Here is a 2,759-nt window from a genome sequence, read left to right on the forward strand (position 1 = left end):
CCTTGTTGCATGCCCGTTACCCACGTTCGAATTTGTCTATCAACTTCACGAATTACAGCGCGTTCATGGGATACGTGCATAAAGCCCGTGCGAAAAACTTCTCGATGTCCTACGTGGAAATTGTGGAAGCCTATTTGGCTGAACAGCCTGCGCCGCCAATGCCCGTGGTTAAGTCCACTGATGACACAATCAATATTTTCGTGGATATCAAATGCCTGCGTAATGTTGATCTGTGGAAAATCCGCAATGTGTCTGACGTAAAGGTTCACAAAATCGTGGCAGAGTTTCCAACGTGCCCGCCAATGCTGGCGCCGGAACTTGCTGACTCTCTGTCCCACACCTACGTTGAATTCGTCTGCCAAAGAAAAGGCTAAGCTATGAACTCTGTACTCTGTAATCGCGTGAAGGCTCTTTGTGAATCGCTGGGCGGTATATGGGTGCCCAACGATCTAGACTGGCTGGAATGCAAACTTGAAGGTTTGCGTATTTGCCTTGGGCCTTTGACGGGTCTGGTCGAGGTGAATTGCCTTTACGGGCCGTCTATCGCACAGCGGATTTACCACGAAGGCGATACTGACAACGCGCTGATTCAGATTGCATCTGTTCATAAAATTGCAAAAGTTCAGGTTAGTCGTTTTCGTGATTTGGCTCAAAGCGTGAACGCGTTCTTGTTAGGGAAGAAGATTCCTGTAGAAATGCGTATGGTTGATGGCGATTTTGTGAAGTTCACGTTGTTTGATCGCCACTTGTTTCATATAGATGCTGCGCACTTGCTCGATGGTGGACCATTCGAATTACAGGTTGGTATCGATGAATACGGCGTTGAAATACTTGACGACGTTGTTGGTTGTTTGAACAAGACCACGCAGCAAGATGTAGATGCACCATGGATGCACATATCCAAAAGTTTTGATGGTGATTTCCAAATACATTTCATCGGCGATCTTGCCTATTTTATCCCGGCGATGCTGCGTCACGGTGTGGAAAGTATTACCGCACACGTCGGCGAGTTTTGGCCGCACAGTCCTGACAAAATTCTGCACGTTCTTTTGGGTAATTCCACACCCGAGAAAAAGACGTATTATACAATTCGATTCACAGACGGTGTAATCCCAACAGAGGTGCAGAATATATGCAACAATTAATCGACAACGGTTTCATATTCGACATCGATTCGCAGCGCTGGTGGAAAGATCGTGTCAGCATTTCCGTGTGTGAAATGTACGCCACCGTTTACAGCGACGACGTGTATTCCCCGACTAAAGCATTGCTTGGCGACGGCGCAGAAAATCAAACTGCTATCGACATCGCTTTGGAAGTCACAGCAGAGCGGCACCAACAAACACTCGTTTATGCAGCCGATGTGGCCCGCGTGTGTGGTAATAACGCGTTCCCTGTTCGTTATGTGCAACGCGCAGGAGAAATTGAATTCTTCTACAACGGCTATCAAACGTTTATCACTGATCCACTGCTGCTGTTCTCGCTTTCAATGAATCGCGCCGACGAAGCAACGTTCAGCACGCCGGAGTGTGTGGTTTACGCTGAAGATAATCCGATGGATGTCGAACTGCCTGAAATTTTCGATGTGATGCACACCGAAACGAATTACGACAGTCACTGCAAAGAAGGTGTGCTTACGCATAACCGTGTGCAGACTGGTAGCAAAACCGTCGTATATTCCAACATGACCAACGCGCTTGCGGAATGCCTGAAATATGGTGTTAGCAACATAGGCCACCAAGTGGCGCAGATTAAAGTTGAGGATGAACACCACACTCAGCTTGTTATGTGTGTCTTACGTGAAACAAAATTCCCTGAAGTTCACGCGTTTGCCGTAACCTTTTTGTCGGAGAGTTTCAATGCCAGTTCCAACTGATCTTACCTTGCTTGAAGAAGCGCTGGGGAAACTCGGTTTCGTTGAAGACGGCCTGCACACATTCTGGAACAAAACCGTTTGGGCACGTATCAGCGGTCGTGTGGTTGTGTTTGGTATATCCGGTATGGAAGGCGAAGCGTACGGTGTTCTGTCGCTCGTTGAATTCGAACCTTCCGACGTGATGGAAGTGTTCTATCATAATCGTGGTGTGCAAACGCTGCGGGGCGCTTTCAGCAGCGTGCGGGCCAAAGAAGAAAATCGTTTGGCTTTCTTGCAAACGTATTGCGACGGCGTAATGAAGTATTTCAATGATCGTGACGTGCCTGTCATTTGGAAATACTCCAAGAATGCAGGTAGTCAAACGGTTGGCAGTTTCCAAATCGAAACTGAAGTGCGCAGCGCCCATGACGTTGTTGAATTGTTCATCGTTGACGTGCGTTCTGACTTCGCCGTTTTCCTTGAATTCGAAGGTGGTTATTCCATCCTTGTGGACGGCGATGACGCGGATGCTAATTGTGCTTTGGTTTTCACCAAAGACATGCTGAATTTCACACCAGAAAACCCGGTTGAGCGTGTCGATTACTCTTCGTCGTATCACTATCGATACATCGTGAACGCCATTCCCGATATGCTGCGTGTTGGTGTAAAAAGCGTTTACAAATCCACAAGCAATATCATCACCACGCTTTCGAATATGCCTTCGCACTGTGCTAAGCATTTCCGGTCGGAATTTATAGGCGTCATGACCGACTACCAAGTTGATTTTAAATCGTCAATTCACCATGCCAAGAAGTGGAACGAACAATGAGCCAAGAACTGCAAAACGAAACCATCGCGTGGCTTGAGACTCAGGGCTTCTTGAAATCGACAGGCACTACCTACG

At 47.5% G+C, this 2,759-nt stretch carries 4 protein-coding genes; all 4 read left to right on the forward strand.

Annotated elements, in window-relative coordinates:
• The coding region (locus tag WC052_06160) for a hypothetical protein (GenBank protein MFA7287219.1) at window positions 1-374 on the forward strand (374 nt) is incomplete at its 5' end.
• 3 nt (window positions 375-377) lie between these two features.
• A complete protein-coding gene (locus tag WC052_06165; GenBank protein ID MFA7287220.1) occupies window positions 378-1,145 on the forward strand; it encodes a hypothetical protein in 768 nt (255 codons plus the stop codon).
• The gene (locus WC052_06170) at window positions 1,133-1,876 is read left to right on the forward strand and encodes a hypothetical protein (protein ID MFA7287221.1); all 744 of its coding nucleotides are present in this window, start codon (window positions 1,133-1,135) and stop codon (window positions 1,874-1,876) included. Before WC052_06165 ends, WC052_06170 begins: the two co-directional genes overlap by 13 nt.
• On the forward strand, window positions 1,860-2,684 hold the full coding sequence (locus WC052_06175; GenBank protein ID MFA7287222.1) for a hypothetical protein: 825 nt from the start codon (window positions 1,860-1,862) through the stop codon (window positions 2,682-2,684). Before WC052_06170 ends, WC052_06175 begins: the two co-directional genes overlap by 17 nt.
• Window positions 2,685-2,759 lie beyond the last annotated feature (75 nt).

This window comes from Patescibacteria group bacterium (genome assembly GCA_041675205.1).
GTDB lineage: Bacteria > Patescibacteriota > Patescibacteriia > GWA2-46-9 > GWA2-46-9 > JBAYUF01.

Excerpts from the sequence above, each read along its gene's own strand:
- WC052_06165 (MFA7287220.1), top strand. The coding sequence starts at position 378 with ATGAACTCTGTACTCTGTAATCGCGTGAAGGCTCTTTGTGAATCGCTG.
- WC052_06170 (MFA7287221.1), top strand. The coding sequence starts at position 1,133 with ATGCAACAATTAATCGACAACGGTTTCATATTCGACATCGATTCGCAG.
- WC052_06175 (MFA7287222.1), top strand. The coding sequence starts at position 1,860 with ATGCCAGTTCCAACTGATCTTACCTTGCTTGAAGAAGCGCTGGGGAAA.